Source organism: Enterobacter sp. SA197 (assembly GCF_054131575.1).
The window spans coordinates 714372-729629 of record NZ_CP096393.1 but is presented as its reverse complement, the minus strand read 5'-3'; the positions used below and the strand labels follow the sequence as shown (position 1 = coordinate 729629).

The 15258-nt window shown below is 52.0% G+C and carries 12 protein-coding genes; 5 read left to right on the top strand and 7 right to left on the bottom strand.

Annotated features, from left to right (window positions below; all coding sequences use genetic code 11):
- Window positions 1-45: 45 nt before the first annotated feature.
- The 7 genes from nhaA to dnaK form a co-directional block, all read right to left on the bottom strand.
- Entirely contained in the window at window positions 46-1206 is a 1161-nt protein-coding gene (gene nhaA, locus M1D91_RS03355) for a Na+/H+ antiporter NhaA (protein ID WP_437431114.1), read from the bottom strand.
- A 179-nt stretch (window positions 1207-1385) separates the two neighbouring features.
- Entirely contained in the window at window positions 1386-2636 is a 1251-nt protein-coding gene (locus M1D91_RS03350; protein WP_437431113.1) for a transposase, read from the bottom strand.
- 26 nt (window positions 2637-2662) lie between these two features.
- On the bottom strand, window positions 2663-3865 hold the full coding sequence (locus M1D91_RS03345) for an anaerobic sulfatase maturase (RefSeq protein ID WP_437431112.1): 1203 nt from the start codon (window positions 3863-3865) through the stop codon (window positions 2663-2665).
- A 97-nt stretch (window positions 3866-3962) separates the two neighbouring features.
- Complete coding sequence (locus tag M1D91_RS03340; protein ID WP_437431111.1) at window positions 3963-5465, bottom strand: sulfatase family protein; 1503 nt, start codon at window positions 5463-5465, stop codon at window positions 3963-3965.
- Between the two features lie 20 nt (window positions 5466-5485).
- Window positions 5486-6250: an outer membrane protein OmpK gene (locus tag M1D91_RS03335; RefSeq protein ID WP_437431110.1), complete on the bottom strand. Its 765-nt coding sequence runs from the start codon at window positions 6248-6250 to the stop codon at window positions 5486-5488.
- A 431-nt stretch (window positions 6251-6681) separates the two neighbouring features.
- The gene (gene dnaJ, locus M1D91_RS03330) at window positions 6682-7818 is read right to left on the bottom strand and encodes a molecular chaperone DnaJ (protein ID WP_437431109.1); all 1137 of its coding nucleotides are present in this window, start codon (window positions 7816-7818) and stop codon (window positions 6682-6684) included.
- An 86-nt stretch (window positions 7819-7904) separates the two neighbouring features.
- Window positions 7905-9821 (bottom strand): molecular chaperone DnaK, encoded by a 1917-nt coding sequence (gene dnaK, locus M1D91_RS03325; RefSeq protein ID WP_437431108.1) that lies wholly within the window; start codon window positions 9819-9821, stop codon window positions 7905-7907.
- A gap of 296 nt (window positions 9822-10117) precedes the next feature.
- On the opposite strand from dnaK, the gene satP reads away from it, so the two are divergent.
- The 5 genes from satP (at window position 10118) to M1D91_RS03300 (ending at window position 15258) form a co-directional block, all read left to right on the top strand.
- Window positions 10118-10684: an acetate uptake transporter gene (gene satP / locus M1D91_RS03320; protein ID WP_437431107.1), complete on the top strand. Its 567-nt coding sequence runs from the start codon at window positions 10118-10120 to the stop codon at window positions 10682-10684.
- Between the two features lie 126 nt (window positions 10685-10810).
- On the top strand, window positions 10811-12064 hold the full coding sequence (locus tag M1D91_RS03315) for a chloride channel protein (RefSeq protein ID WP_437431212.1): 1254 nt from the start codon (window positions 10811-10813) through the stop codon (window positions 12062-12064).
- 187 nt (window positions 12065-12251) lie between these two features.
- Window positions 12252-13325, top strand: a complete 1074-nt coding sequence (locus M1D91_RS03310; RefSeq protein WP_437431106.1) for a FecCD family ABC transporter permease — start codon at window positions 12252-12254, stop codon at window positions 13323-13325.
- Window positions 13322-14098: an ABC transporter ATP-binding protein gene (locus M1D91_RS03305; RefSeq protein ID WP_437431105.1), complete on the top strand. Its 777-nt coding sequence runs from the start codon at window positions 13322-13324 to the stop codon at window positions 14096-14098. The genes M1D91_RS03310 and M1D91_RS03305 overlap by 4 nt, the downstream gene beginning before the upstream one ends.
- Window positions 14099-14118: 20 nt before the next feature.
- A complete protein-coding gene (locus tag M1D91_RS03300; RefSeq protein ID WP_437431104.1) occupies window positions 14119-15258 on the top strand; it encodes an ABC transporter substrate-binding protein in 1140 nt (379 codons plus the stop codon).

The window sequence follows — 15258 nt, the reverse complement described above, 5'->3', positions numbered from 1 at the left end:
GGAGTAAAATAACGGGAAGGCGGTCACTCGCCTTCCCGTCAGAGGTTAACGGACGATCCGTGTGCGCAACAGGCAGTAACCTATAATGGCAGACAGAACAGAGCCCGTCAGGATCCCCAGTTTCGCCCAACCGACGCTATGCGGGTCGGCATCACCGAAGGCTAACGTGGCGATAAAAATGGACATGGTAAAGCCGATGCCGCACAACACGCCTACCGCCATGATTTGCTTAAAGGCCGCGCCTTTAGGGAGTTTTGCCAGGCCCAGCCGTAATGCCAGCCAGCAGAAGAGGGTGATACCGACCGGTTTGCCAATCAGTAAACCGGCGATGACACCCAGCGGCAGCGCGGAGGTCAGGCCGCCTAACGAAACACCGTCCAGCGACACGCCGGCATTTGCGAAAGCAAATAATGGCAGAATAAGCCAGGCCACCCACGGATGAATAACCTCAACCAATTGCCGGGCGGGTGAAACACCGTCCTTCTCCTTCAACGGAATAAAGAAACCCAGAATGACGCCCGCCAGCGTGGCGTGAATCCCTGACTTGAGCACTGCCGTCCATAACACCAGCCCCACCAGGATATAGATACCGGTGCGCCGGACATTCAAGATATTAAGCAGCGCCAGCGCGACGATAGCAGCCGCTGCTACGCCCAGGGCCATCATCGACAGGTCACTGGTGTAAAAGAGGGCAATAATGATGATAGCGCCCAGATCGTCGATGATTGCCAGCGCCATCAGGAACACTTTCAGTACAACGGGAACACGATTACCCAGCAAAGCCAGTACGCCCAGGGCAAAAGCAATATCGGTCGCCGTTGGAATAGCCCAGCCATGGCTGACTACCGGATCGTGAAAATTGAACGCCAGATAAATCAATGCTGGTGCCACCATGCCCCCGAGGGCAGCGATGACGGGAAATATCGCCTGCTGACGTGTGGCCAGTGCGCCCTGCACCAGTTCATACTTCACTTCCAGGCCCACCATCAGGAAAAACACCGCCATCAGCGCATCGTTGATAAAGAGCAGCATGTTTTTGTTGATTTCAAGCGCGCCCACTTTGAAGGCGACAGGCGTGTCCAGAAAGGACTGATACCCTGCCTGAGTAAAAGAGAGATTTGCGCAAAGCATCGCCAGCACAGCGGCAATAATGAGGACAATGCCTCCCGAAACATCGCTACTAAAGAAGCGTTGTAAAAATTTCATGATTTTCTCCCGATAAACGGCTCCCTGAAGGAGGGCCATATTACCGCGTAAGAAAGCTCGATAAAATCAGATAATTTTTGAGGATAAACTCGGTTTAACCGAGTTTTTTTAGCGCTACGCCCCCCGATTAGCTTCACTCGTTTTCTCGAATGCGCCCTCTGCATCGCCACACCAGAATCTCATGCCAGCATTTTTTGATTGTATTCATAGCGGAGGTAATCGAGCACCCTGCCAACATTTGCCGGGGAGAGGCGCTGCATTTGGCCGGAAAAAGGATGCGATTCAATGAAATGAATAAATCGTGTCGCGGGTAACAACGTCGCCTGGCTAACCTGACTCATTTTTTTATTGCCCGTCAGGTTTGAAACGCCCATTGCATACTCGCGATGAGAAAAATAGCGCCATGCGTTGTTGCGTATTCCCCCTGCCAGAAAATAACGAGGCGGGTAATGTTGGTCCGTTCGCTGAATGCCTCGTTCGGTGACAAACGAAATGTGGCATCGACCGCGATTCACATCGCTATAATTCGCCATCAGGCACCCTCCAAAAATAAAGCATTCATGCTCAAGAAAGTGCAGCACATTGAGGGAACGTTCATCCGTCAGACGTTTAACGAGCTCAAAATGCCGATAGGCAGGTAAAACCGGCTTAACAAGCATACCTGAATCATTTTTCCATAGCTTCGCCGCGCCATAATCAATATCGAAAAGCAGGCCACGCCTTGCCGTCATCTTCTCTTTTCGCTGCACAAGATGCACAAGGGTTCCAGGAATGGGGCGTTCTGCGAAACGGGAAGAATACTGGTAGACACTATCCACAGGAAGCGGTGAGTAGTTAGTCGAGACAGCGACGATATTGCCACTCCCCACTTCAGCCGTCACCAGCGTGTAAAGCTTATTCTCTGAATCATTAAAATTGAGCGTAAAAGCACGTGTACTGAGCGCAATATCAAGGGCGGGGAAACGCAAACCGGACATCTCCCGATTCGCTTGCAGCGATAACCGGGCAAGCTGCCGGGCCAGCGCAGTGTTATCAATCTTAAGTGTTTTGCGTAACTCCGCGAGGGTAACACCTGCGGTAATGGCTTCAGATAATGCCCCCTGAACTTTCGTCTCCCCGTGAGTCGCGGTAGACAAAAAGGTCCGGTTGCAATGTCGGCATAACAGTCTGGCTTTCCCACCTGCGGCATATCCATGCCGTTTCAGCGCTATTCCACCACAATCAGGACACTGTCTGATAATTCCTTTCCACGGGTAATTGACCGCCCCGCGAAAAGCATTGAGGGCCGTCTCTGCAATAAGCGGGAATAAAAATCCGCATTCACGACAGAGAACGTTGTCCCCGAGAGGCTGGTAATCAGGACTTTCCAGTAGACCGATGTTTTTACACCCCACCGTTTTACAGGAGTTCACGTTGATATGTTTAAACATTGCAGTTCCTTCTGAATGTGGGCTGACTACCCTATAACCGTTTGGATATCAGCGGGTGAATAGCCATGTTGAAACAACGTCTTCATGGCCCCCATTAACTCAGCCGTGTGGCTAAAGAAGTACCGATAGCCCTCGCACAGGTAGTTTTGCTGCCTGTCGCCGGTGCGCGAAGGCAAAAAGCGGTGTTTGGGACAGCCGCCATAACAGGCAAAAAGCCACGGACAGGAGTGACACTCACCGGACAGGCTACGATACTTATTGTCTGCAAAGTCGAGATTCTGTTCCCCATTATTCATTTCTTTTAGCGAGATTTGGTTGATATTGCCCACTTTATAATCGGCATAAACATAGTGATCGCAGTTGTAAACATCACCATTCATCTCCAGCGCAAATGCGCTGCCACAACGCGGGGCAAAAATGCAGACCTGAGGGGGAAGTTCACACCATGCCGCCAGGGTCTGGTTAAACAACTGAACATCAATATGACCAATATCTTCCCGAATCCAGACATCGAAGATTGCGCAAAGAAATTTACCGAACTGTAGCGAACCCACTGACCAGGGCATAACCGAGGTCGAGTGTGCGTCAGGATGGGCCAGCGGCTTCGCATCACATCCACTGCTGCGTCGTTCCACCAGAGGGATGAATTGCATGTGTTTACTGCCTTTCTCTTTAAGATAACGATAAACGTCAAGCGGTCGGGAGGCATTAGTCTGGCTGACAACCGTCAGGGTATTAAACTCAACGCCGTGCTGCACCAGCAAAAAAAGAGCCTGCTCCACCCGGCGATGCGTCGGTTTACCGGAGCGGGTGACGCGCCACTTATCATGCAGCGCGGCATCGCCATCAATTGAAATGCCAACCAGAAACGCGTGCTCCTTAAAAAAAGCGCACCATCGATCGTCTACCAGCACACCATTGGTCTGGAAGGTATTAATAATCCTTTTTCCATTGGCATAGCGTTTTTGTAAGTCGACCGCTTTACGATAAAAATCAATCCCCATCAGGGTCGGTTCCCCGCCCTGCCAGGCGAAGATCACCTCATCAACCTCTTGTGCTTCAATGTGCTGTTGAATCAACTTTTCGAGCGTAACTTCACTCATCCTGAAGTGCTTTTTTCTTGCGGGGTAGAGTTTTTCTTTTTCCAGGTAGAAGCAGTACTGACAGTCCAGATTACAAACTGAACCGGTAGGTTTGATCATCACCTGGCAACTTTTTCTGCGCATCATTTTTGCTCCCTGAAATAAAAATGACCCGATCTCTTCAAAAAAGAGATCGGGCGGGCAGCGCCCTAAGTGGCATAACGTTTTTTTATTATTAAATGCATTAACCCCAGGTCACTGGCGTTGGCTTCTCGCCGCGTGCTTTCATCAGCGAATCATTATCAATATCCTGCTTATATTTCAGGAACTCTTGATAGAGACGTTTTTCTACCTCAGGATTTTTCCCGATTTGATTCATCGTTTCCGCACGATCCTGTTTCAGGTTGTAGAGATATTTTGCTTTCCCCTCCCTGTCGATAATCATCTTCCAGTCACCATCACGCAGCGCCCACTCATCGGTCGGGTCATCCTGGAAGGGCATATCGATACCAAAAATCAGTGGTTTTTGACGCTTCAGTTCCGCTTTTTCAAACACGGGTGCCAGTGACTGACCATCAAGGGTGCGATCTTTGGGCAACTCAAATTTCATCATCTGTGCAAGGGTCGGCATCCAGTCCAGACCAGATGCTGGCGTGTCGGTGACCATGCCTTGTGGCAGATGCTTACCGTATTTAATAATGGCGGGAACGCGTATGCCCCCTTCCCATAGATTATCTTTACGTCCACGCAGGCCGTCGGTTTCCCCGGCCATATTCAGTTCATATACCTTACGAACTTCGCGTGTCACCGGACCATTGTCGCTGGTAAAAATAATGATGGTGTTATCCTCTTCCCCCATCGCCTTAATTTTTTCCAGCACTTTACCCACCTGTTCATCCATGTAACTAATATTGGCGTAGTATTCTCCCGGACCGCGCCAGGGTTTATCAGCCCAGTCGCCGTAGAACATATCAGGATGCTTCTTCTGGTAATCGCTCATATATTGCGAATACATATCGAGATACTTTTTGGGTGAGGCCACCGGGGTGTGTACTTCAGTGAAAGCCACGTACAGGAAGAAAGGTTTCTCACTATTCGTTTTGGCGCGCTTATCCAGCCAGTTAACGGCTTCTGTACTTACCAGCTCACCGCTTAATAATTTGGCCTCTCCCAGCGGTGTGCCATTACGAATAAATCCATCGGGATAGACAGCGCCATAGCGGGGGCGCTCTTTCGCCTTCGCCAACCGCTCATTGGTAATAAACCCACCCGCATGGACCAGGGAGTAATCAAAACCAATGTCCCTGGCCTGAGGCTGGTCAGTACGGTTGGCCCCGGCATTAAGGTGCAGTTTTCCCATCAGCGCAGTGTCATAACCATTTTCTTTTAATAAATTGGCAATCGTCAGTTCATTACGACCAATCGCAACATTTTTACCTTCGGGGATCCATGAACGAATACCCGTCCTGAATGGCATACGCCCGGTCAGTAACCCGGCACGTGAGGGTGAGCATAAAGGGGCAGGCGCATAATAATCGGTAAATTTAACGCCTTCCTGCGCTAATTTATCGATGTTCGGCGTCTTAACAATTTGATGACCATAAGTGCCTAAATCACCATAGCCTAAATCATCAGTGAGAATGATCACCAGATTGGGGCGTTTCACCTCTGCCGCCTGTGCGCATGAGAGTGTGCTGCCGCCGCACAATGCCAGACCAATCATGCTGGCAATAAAAGTTTTTTTCATTTCAGATCCTCTGAATAAAGTTAAAATTCATAGCCCAACATATAAATCATTTGATCACCAAACCCGTCATAGCCGAGCTTATTATCAAAATAGCGCCAGGTAATCGCAGCTTTCCAACGCGGATAAAATTTCCACGCCAGCGTCAGTCCACCATTTATTCCTGTATGACCATGTTGTTGCTCGGCATAAGCATCATTTCTGTCAAATTCAAATTCATGCCAGTTTGATAGCACGAATTTCTGTTCCCACGCTGAAAAGAAATAAGCCGCGGTCCAGCCAAGAACATATCCATTCCAGCCACTGGTTTGCCCATATTGTTGTGATACGTAATCACCAGATTGGTTATGCAAGCCAATGTAAGGTTTAAAAAAGCCCTCTTTTCCTTGCCAGCCTAAATAGCCTAAGCCATAGAACATATCTAAATCATCGCTCCATGAGTTATCCCATTGCCCATAAAGCTTCCCAAAGAAACTGTAATCAGTATCAAAAAGACGAACATGCGCCATAGCAGAAACAGTATGATTTCGCCCCGCCACCGAGTGGTTTAATACGTTGCTCTCAAAGAAAGAATAAATCTCAGCTTCGCGAAAATTGACCCCGAAATCCGCGGTTGCTTTCCAGACCTCTCCACGGTGAACATTCACAAAACCACTGTTCCAGTCTGCATATCCAGCATTAATTGAACCAAACGCACTTTTAAATTCCAGAGATAACGCCGGTAAGCTATACGATGCAGTTGCTGATAATATCGTGCAAACGATAAGTTTTTCCTTCCAGTTGGACACTCGATTATCTCCTGTTGTTATAACGGGTGGTAATAATTCCAAATAAATATTGAAATGAGAAAAACAATGGCAGTAGTTTATAAAAAGGGAGACTTTTGTTTGTGATAGAGATATCACACCGGGATTGATAAATACTCACCCAGAGGGTGGTGTCAGATTATGTTGTTTTTTAATAAATTATCTCATGAAAAACAGAGAGGACGACTCACTTGGTATTCAGGCATCCAAAAAATATCGAACTGAAATGAAGATTACGGGCGGTTCAGTTTTTATTTTACTGACATTTAAAAATAGATTTTGTTACTACCCCAACACAAAGGTCTGGAGTAAATATAGCTCAGGGTTTTAAAAAACATTCAATCATTATTTAAATGAATGCAATTAGCAAAAAAAAGGGCCGCATCAGCGGCCGCAAAAATTGATCACATCTTTTAGCGCGTCAAATCATCAAAGAATTTTTTCACGCCGTCGAAGAAGCTTTTCGAGCGCGGGCTGTTATGCTCACCCGTCGGGCCACCGAAGCTTTCCTGGAGCTCTTTTAACAGCTGTTTCTGCTTGTCGTTCAGGCCAACCGGTGTTTCAACAACCACGCGACACAGCAGGTCGCCCTGCGCGCCACCGCGCACTGACTTCACGCCTTTACCGCGCATGCGGAACAGCTTGCCGGTCTGGGTTTCGCCAGGCACTTTCAGGTTCACGCGCCCATCAAGCGTCGGCACTTCGATCTCGCCACCAAGAGCGGCCATAGCGAAGTTAATCGGCACTTCACAGTAGAGGTTATTGCCTTCACGCTCGAAGATAGCATGCTGCTTCACCTGCACCTGAACATACAGGTCGCCTGCCGGTGCGCCGTGCTCGCCCGCTTCGCCTTCACCCGCCAGACGAATACGATCGCCTGTGTCAACGCCAGCCGGGATCTTAACCGACAGGGTTTTGGTTTTCTCTACGCGGCCATGACCGTGACATTTATTGCACGGATCTTTAATAAGCGTACCGCGGCCCTGACAGTGTGGACAGGTCTGCTGCACGGCGAAAAAGCCCTGACGCATCTGCACCTGGCCCGCACCATGACAGGTTGGACAGGTCTGCGGCTGGGTACCCGCTTTGGCACCGCTGCCGTGGCAAACATCACACTCTTCAAGAGTGGGTATGCGAATCTCTTTGCTGACGCCACGTACCGCTTCTTCCAGCGTCAGTTCCATGGTGTAACGCAGGTCAGCACCACGCGCCGCCCGTTGACGGCCCCGGCCGCCACCAAAAATATCGCCAAACACGTCGCCAAAGATGTCGCTGAAGTCTGCGCCGCCGCCGAAACCGCCGCCACCGCCCCCCATGCCACCCTGTTCAAACGCCGCGTGACCGTACTGGTCGTAGGCCGCGCGTTTTTGGGCATCGGTAAGGACTTCGTAGGCTTCTTTGATCTCTTTAAATCTGGATTCGGCCTCTTTGTCCCCCTGGTTGCGGTCCGGGTGATATTTCATGGCCAGGCGCTTATACGCCTTTTTGATTTCACGCTCTTCCGCAGTTTTGGAAACGCCTAAAATCTCGTAATAGTCTTGCTTTGCCATTGTTTTTTTAAGCCCCTTAACATGCGAGCACGGGCGGAGAGGAAACCTCTTCGCCCGTGCTGATTACTTACCCTGCATCAGGGCGATTATTTTTTGTCTTTTACTTCTTCAAACTCAGCGTCAACAACATCGTCATCTTTCGCATTGTTCGCCGAGGCATCAGCGCCACCCGCCTGCTGCTGGGCATGCTGCTGCTGGGCAATTTCCATCAGTTTCTGGGAAACCTGTGCCAGTGCCTGCATTTTCGCTTCGATGTCGTCTTTATCTTCGCCTTTCAGAGAGGTTTCCAGCGCGCTCAGTGCAGACTCGATAGCGGTTTTATCTTCAGCAGGCAGTTTGTCGCCAGCTTCTTCAACCTGCTTACGGGTGCTGTGCAGCAGATGGTCGCCCTGGTTACGGGTCTGAACCAGCTCTTCGAACTTACGGTCAGATTCAGCGTTCGCTTCTGCTTCGCGAACCATTTTCTGAATTTCTTCCTCATTCAGACCAGAAGAAGCCTTGATGGTGATCTTCTGCTCTTTACCGCTGTTTTTGTCTTTCGCGGACACATGCAGGATACCGTCAGCATCGATGTCGAAGGTCACTTCGATCTGCGGCATGCCGCGCGGTGCTGCGTTAATGCCGTCCAGGTTAAACTGACCCAGAGACTTGTTATCGCTCGCACGTTTACGTTCACCCTGCAGCACGTGGATGGTTACCGCAGACTGGTTGTCTTCAGCGGTAGAGAACACCTGGCTGTGCTTGGTCGGGATGGTGGTGTTTTTGGTGATGAGCGCCGTCATCACACCGCCCATGGTTTCGATACCCAGAGACAGCGGCGTCACGTCCAGCAGCAGTACGTCTTTAACATCACCGCTCAGCACGCCACCCTGAACCGCAGCACCAATGGCAACCGCTTCGTCCGGGTTAACGTCTTTACGCGGCTCTTTACCAAAGAACTCAGCCACTTTCTTCTGGACCATTGGCATACGGGTCTGACCACCGACCAGGATGACATCCTGCACGTCGGAAACAGACAGGCCAGCGTCCTGCAGTGCAACTTTCAGCGGCTCGATAGAACGGTTAACCAGATCTTCGACCAGGCTTTCCAGTTTCGCACGGGTCACTTTGATGTTCATGTGTTTCGGACCGGTCGCGTCTGCAGTGATGTACGGCAGGTTGACGTCGGTCTGCTGCGCAGAAGAGAGCTCGATTTTGGCTTTTTCTGCGGCTTCTTTCAGGCGCTGCATTGCCAGCGGGTCATTACGCAGGTCAATGCCCTGATCTTTTTTGAACTCTTCAACGAGATAGTTGATCAGACGGCTGTCGAAGTCTTCACCACCGAGGTGGGTATCACCGTTGGTTGCCAGAACTTCGAAGGTTTTTTCGCCATCAACTTCGTCGATTTCGATAATAGAGATATCGAAAGTACCGCCACCCAGGTCATAAACCGCGATGGTACGGTTACCCACTTCTTTGTCCAGGCCATAAGCCAGCGCAGCAGCAGTCGGTTCGTTGATAATACGTTTGACTTCCAGACCAGCAATACGGCCAGCATCTTTGGTCGCCTGGCGCTGAGCATCGTTAAAGTAAGCCGGTACGGTGATAACCGCTTCAGTTACCGGCTCGCCCAGATAATCTTCTGCTGTTTTCTTCATTTTTTTCAGGACTTCAGCAGAAATCTGCGGCGGCGCAGTTTTGGTGCCTTTCACGTCAAGCCATGCATCGCCGTTATCAGCAGCAATGATTTTATACGGCATGATAGAAACGTCACGCTGCACTTCTTCGTCCTGGAAGCGGCGGCCAATCAGGCGTTTAATCGCAAACAGGGTGTTTTGCGGGTTTGTCACTGCCTGACGTTTAGCCGGCTGACCAACCAGAGTTTCACCATCCTGGGTATAAGCAATGATAGAAGGCGTGGTGCGATCGCCTTCGGCGTTCTCAAGCACACGTGCAGTAGTGCCATCCATAATCGCTACACAAGAGTTGGTAGTACCCAGGTCGATACCAATAATTTTACCCATCTAAACGTCTCCACTAAAAATTCAGTCAACATGTGGTTGTGAACCTGTAATAAGGGCGAATTACGGTGTTTCAACTACCCACCTTCGCTTTTTTTCAGGCCCACACACTGCGGTTGACTACAAGATGGGGTCGTAACGGCACTCATCAAGGGGGAAGGATTAAAAAATTTTTTAATTTCCACCTGTTCAGATCATAGACACAGGACATGGCGCTATTTATGATGCCGCCGCCCCGCACCCTCAAGACGGATGCAGGGCCTCCTTTCATCATTCAAATTGATTTATTTTGAGGAATTATGGGCAACACTAAGTTGGCTAATCCGGCTCCGCTGGGCTTAATGGGCTTCGGCATGACCACTATTCTGCTTAACCTGCACAATATTGGTATGTTCCCGTTAGATGGCATTATCCTGGCTATGGGTATTTTTTATGGTGGTATCGCACAGATTTTCGCAGGTCTGCTGGAATATAAGAAAGGCAACACCTTCGGTTTAACCGCATTTACCTCTTACGGTTCTTTCTGGCTGACCCTCGTCGCTATTCTTCTGCTGCCGAAAATGGGCCTTGCTGACGCGGCAAACGGCCACTTCCTGGGTGTTTATCTGGGTATCTGGGGCGTGTTCACCCTGTTCATGTTCTTTGGCACGCTGAAAGGCGCGCGTATGTTGCAGTTTGTGTTCCTGAGCCTGACCGTGCTGTTTGCTCTACTGGCCGTCGGTCACCTGGCTGATAACGAAAGCATCGTTCACATTGCGGGCTGGATTGGCCTGGTGTGTGGCGCAAGCGCGATTTACCTGGCGATGGGTGAAGTGCTGAACGAGCAATACGGTCGCACCGTACTGCCGATTGGCGAGCCGCACTAATCACTCCCCTTCGTGCCTGCACTGCGGGCACGAATCCCTTCCCCTTTCCCTATCAGCTTCGATTGATTACCTGTTAAGCCGCTTTATGGGATGATGATCTCCTTCCTCCTTATTAAGACGCGGATGATGATCTTATTACAGGGCAGAACTTACGGGCTTCAACGCTGGGCAGCGCTGCTTCTGACCGGCATGCTGGCTGGTCTTGGCGGCATGTTGTTGGCCATGCTGTTACATGAAATCCAGCACCTCGCCTATGGCTACAGCCAGAACCAGTTAATCAGCCCACAAACCTTTTTAGAAGGCGTCACGGATGCCAGCGCGCAGCGGCGCTTTCTCGTGCTGGTGGCGGCCGGCGTCGTGGCAGGATGCGGATGGTGGTTACTGGCGCGTTATGGCCAAAAGCGCGTCAGCATTGGCGCGGCAGTGGCTGACGCCGGTAAACCCATGCCGCCCCTGACTACCCTTGTCCATATTCTTCTGCAGATCATCACCGTCGCGATGGGCTCGCCGCTGGGACGGGAAGTCGCGCCGCGTGAGGCCGGTGCGCTCTTTGCCGGGGGCGTCGCCCGTCGTTTGTGTTTGACGGCGGCGGATATTCAGCTCATGACGGCCTGCGGCGCGGGGGCCGGCCTTGCTGCCGTTTATAACGTCCCTCTGGCCGGGGCTATCTTTACGCTTGAAGTCCTGCTGGTGCGTTTTAGCTGGGATGCCGCCATTGCGGCACTGGTGACGTCTGCTCTTGCCGCCTGGGTCGCCTCGCTGGGGCTGGGGGATGAACACCAGTATCGTTTTACTACTGAAATCGCTGCGACCTCGTTAGTCTTTTGGGGGGCACTAAGTGGCCCTTTGTTCGGCGCCGCAGCGTATCTTTTCCGTCGTCTCACCCAATACGCCAGAAGCCATGTGCGCACTAACTGGCAGATGCCTGTGATTAGCCTGGTGGCCTTTACGTTGCTCGGCATGGGTACTATCTGGTTTCCACAATTACCGGGCAACGGCAAAGGGGCTGCGCAACTGGCCTTAAGCGGTGAAATGACCGCGATGCTTGCCGTCATTCTTCTGGTGCTCAAAGTGTTCCTGATCTGTGCTGTGATCCGGGGAGGCGCGGCCGGTGGATTGTTGACACCTGGTCTTGCGGTGGGGGGCCTGCTTGGTTCACTGCTGTTTCTGCTTGCCGGGCACCTCTTTCCAGGCAGCGATAAGGAAAGTTTTGCGCTGCTGGGCGCCGCAGGGTTCTTATCGGCCTCGGCCCATATGCCGGTCACCACCCTTGCGTTAATAATGGAATCCACCCGTATGGATCACAGCTTTCTGGTGCCGGTGGCCTTATGTATCGCTGGCGCTTATGCCACCTGCCGGGCGCTGGAGTCCCGCCGGTAAGGTCGTTTTTTGCGCACAACAATAACAGTTCCTAAACGAAGGCGTGATTCACTCCTCGCTTAATTGATAAGCATTATCATTTTTATTATGTTCGCCGGGAGCATCCCGGTGAATGGATTTCATGCAACAACCCGGACAGGTACGTCGGGTGGGATCCCCCTACTGTTATGTTGCATAAGGTCAGACCATGAGTTCCACCCTTACCGCCAGCGAGAAGTCTGATGCGTCGGCCGTGGCGTCGCATTACAAAAGCATTCTGCTACGGCGTTTTATCTTAGCGGGCATTCTCCTGCTGCTAATTCTGTCATCGCTGATCCTTGATTTCATCCTGGGCCCTTCCGGCCTTTCTGTTTCCACGCTCTGGCAGACGCTCTTTCATGCCGCATCGGCGGATGCGGGTATCCGGGTGATTGTCTGGGAGCTGCGTTTGCCCTTCGCACTGATGGCCGTCCTGGTCGGCATGGGGTTGGGGCTGGCGGGCGCTGAAATGCAAACCATCCTGAACAATCCGCTCGCCAGTCCTTTTACGCTTGGCGTCTCCTCAGCCGCCTCCTTTGGCGCGGCGCTGGCGATTATTCTTGGGATCGGCCTTCCGGGTATTCCTGACCAGTGGTTTATCTCGGCCAATGCCTTTGTCTTTGCCCTGTTGGCCTGTTTTGTACTTGACGGGATCAGTCGCTGGACGCGTGTGGCCACCTCGGGCGTCGTGCTGTTTGGTATTGCCCTGGTCTTTACCTTTAACGCATTGATTTCGATTCTGCAGTTCGTCGCCAGCGAAGATACGCTCCAAGGGCTGGTTTTCTGGACGATGGGCAGTCTGGCCCGAGCCTCCTGGGATAAACTGACCATTCTGGCGGTGGCGCTGCTTTTGATTGTGCCTCTGTCGATGCGCAACGCCTGGAAGCTTACCGCCCTGCGTCTGGGGGAAGATCGCGCCATCAGTTTTGGCATAAACGTGCGTCAGCTACGCCTTGCCACACTGCTGCGCATCAGCATTATTTCAGCCCTCACCGTTGCCTTTGTCGGCCCAATTGGCTTTATCGGCCTCGTTGCCCCGCATATCTCCCGCATGATGTTTGGCGAGGATCACCGCTTTTATCTGCCAGGCAGCATGCTGATTGGCGCGCTGGTCCTCTCTCTTGCGTCGGTGCTGTCAAAAAACATTGTTGATGGCGTCATCATTCCGGTTGGCATCGTTACCTCGCTGGTGGGCGTGCCCTTCTTCCTCAGCATTATCATTCGCCACCGGGGAACATTATGACCGACGGCCTGAAAATCAACGATTTGCATACCGGCTATCGTAAAAAGAAGATCATCGACGGGCTGACGACCCCTCTGCTGCCGCGTGGCAGAATTACCGCCCTGCTCGGCCCTAACGGTTCAGGCAAATCCACCCTGCTGCGCGCGCTGGCCGATTTGAATCCGGCGCAGGGCACGCTTGAGCTCAACGGCGAAAATCTGATGACGTTGCCGACGGCAACGCGAGCTCAGAAAGTGGTTTATCTGCCGCAATCGCTGCCGCAAGGGGTGCATTTGCATGCGCTGGAGTCAGTGATTGTTGCCCGCCGGGCCAGCGGCGTTGACGCGCAACGGCACGTCGAAAAAGAGGCCTACGACATTTTGCACAAGCTTGGGATCTCGCATCTGGCGATGCGTTATCTCGATCAGCTATCCGGCGGGCAAAAGCAGTTGATTGGTCTGGCGCAGTCGCTTATCCGCAAACCTGACCTGCTGCTGCTTGATGAGCCGCTCAGCGCACTCGATCTTAATTATCAGTTTCATGTCATGGACATTGTGGCCCGTGAGACGCGGCTGCGTAACATCGTGACCGTGGTGGTCATTCATGACATCAACATCGCCCTGCGTCATGCCGACTATGCCGTCATGCTGAAAAATGGCGCGCTGGTTGCCAGCGGTGAGCCGGAAGCGGTGGTCACGCCCGCTAACCTTGCCACTGTCTATGGCGTGCAGGGCCGAATTGAATGCTGTTCACAGGGACTGCCGCACGTGGTGGTCGATGGCTTAACACAATAAAAAAGGAAGACGGGGAAACCATGAATCTGAAGAAGGCCCTTATTGCCGTGGCGGGTGGCGCGGTTCTGCTGCTGTCACCATTATTCACGCAGGCCGCTGACTGGCCGGTAACGGTCAAGGATATGGATAATCGCACGGTGACCATTCCACATGAGCCACAGCGCATTATTTTGCAGGATGGCCGCGACATTTTCGCCCTGGCGCTACTGGAGCGAGACAATCCCTTTGCCAAAGTCGTCGCATGGAACAATCTGCCGAAAAAACAGGATACCCAGACCTGGGAGCTACTGAAACGCAAGTGGCCGCAGGCTGAAAAGATCCTTGATATGCAGTTTTCCGATCAGGGGAATGTGGATCTGGAAACCATCCTCTCCCGTCAGCCTGATCTGATGATTGCCCAACTGCGCGCTAAACCGTCGCTGGTGCAGAGTGGTGTGCTCGCGAAGCTTGAAGCGCTACATATACCGGTTCTTTTTGTCGATTACGAACTGCACCCGGTGGAAAATACCCTGCCGAGCATTACGCTGCTGGGCAAAGTGATGGGGCAGAACGAACGCGCCAAAGCCTATACGGATTTCTACCAACAGCGTCTGGAAACCCTGCAACAACGCGTGGCGACCGCCGCCAGAAAACCGCTGGTGTTTATTGAGCCTATCGCGGGTGTCGCCGGTCTGGACAATGGCTGCTGTTTCACCCACGCGCGTAACGGTTGGGGCGGTCTGGTGGAAGCGGCAGGCGGCGTGAACATTGGTTCACAGTTGTTGCCGGGCGCGACGGGCACCGTGTCAGTGGAAAAGATCATCTCCCTGAATCCTGACTACTACCTGATGAGTGGGTCAAAACGTCCGGGGAAAGGCACGGCAATCATCCCGTTTGGCTATAACGTCGAGCAGAAAGAGGTTGCTGCCGCCTTTAATGCCCTGCTGGCCCGCCAGGGTGTCAGCAGCATTCCGGCAGTGGTTAAGGGACATACCGGGGCGTTGTATCACCACTTTTACAACAACCCTTACAACATTGTCGCCATTGAAACACTGAGTAAGATCTTCTACCCGGACCGCTTTAAAGACCTCGACCCGCAGGCGGATTATCACACCATCATCAAGCGCTTCACCCAGATCCCGGATGACAATATTGTCCTGAGTTATACCCCTTCACACTAA

Excerpts from the sequence above, each read along its gene's own strand:
- nhaA (WP_437431114.1), bottom strand. The coding sequence starts at position 1,206 with ATGAAATTTTTACAACGCTTCTTTAGTAGCGATGTTTCGGGAGGCATT.
- M1D91_RS03350 (WP_437431113.1), bottom strand. The coding sequence starts at position 2,636 with ATGTTTAAACATATCAACGTGAACTCCTGTAAAACGGTGGGGTGTAAA.
- M1D91_RS03345 (WP_437431112.1), bottom strand. The coding sequence starts at position 3,865 with ATGATGCGCAGAAAAAGTTGCCAGGTGATGATCAAACCTACCGGTTCA.
- M1D91_RS03340 (WP_437431111.1), bottom strand. The coding sequence starts at position 5,465 with ATGAAAAAAACTTTTATTGCCAGCATGATTGGTCTGGCATTGTGCGGC.
- dnaJ (WP_437431109.1), bottom strand. The coding sequence starts at position 7,818 with ATGGCAAAGCAAGACTATTACGAGATTTTAGGCGTTTCCAAAACTGCG.
- dnaK (WP_437431108.1), bottom strand. The coding sequence starts at position 9,821 with ATGGGTAAAATTATTGGTATCGACCTGGGTACTACCAACTCTTGTGTA.
- satP (WP_437431107.1), top strand. The coding sequence starts at position 10,118 with ATGGGCAACACTAAGTTGGCTAATCCGGCTCCGCTGGGCTTAATGGGC.
- M1D91_RS03315 (WP_437431212.1), top strand. The coding sequence starts at position 10,811 with ATGATCTTATTACAGGGCAGAACTTACGGGCTTCAACGCTGGGCAGCG.
- M1D91_RS03310 (WP_437431106.1), top strand. The coding sequence starts at position 12,252 with ATGAGTTCCACCCTTACCGCCAGCGAGAAGTCTGATGCGTCGGCCGTG.
- M1D91_RS03305 (WP_437431105.1), top strand. The coding sequence starts at position 13,322 with ATGACCGACGGCCTGAAAATCAACGATTTGCATACCGGCTATCGTAAA.
- M1D91_RS03300 (WP_437431104.1), top strand. The coding sequence starts at position 14,119 with ATGAATCTGAAGAAGGCCCTTATTGCCGTGGCGGGTGGCGCGGTTCTG.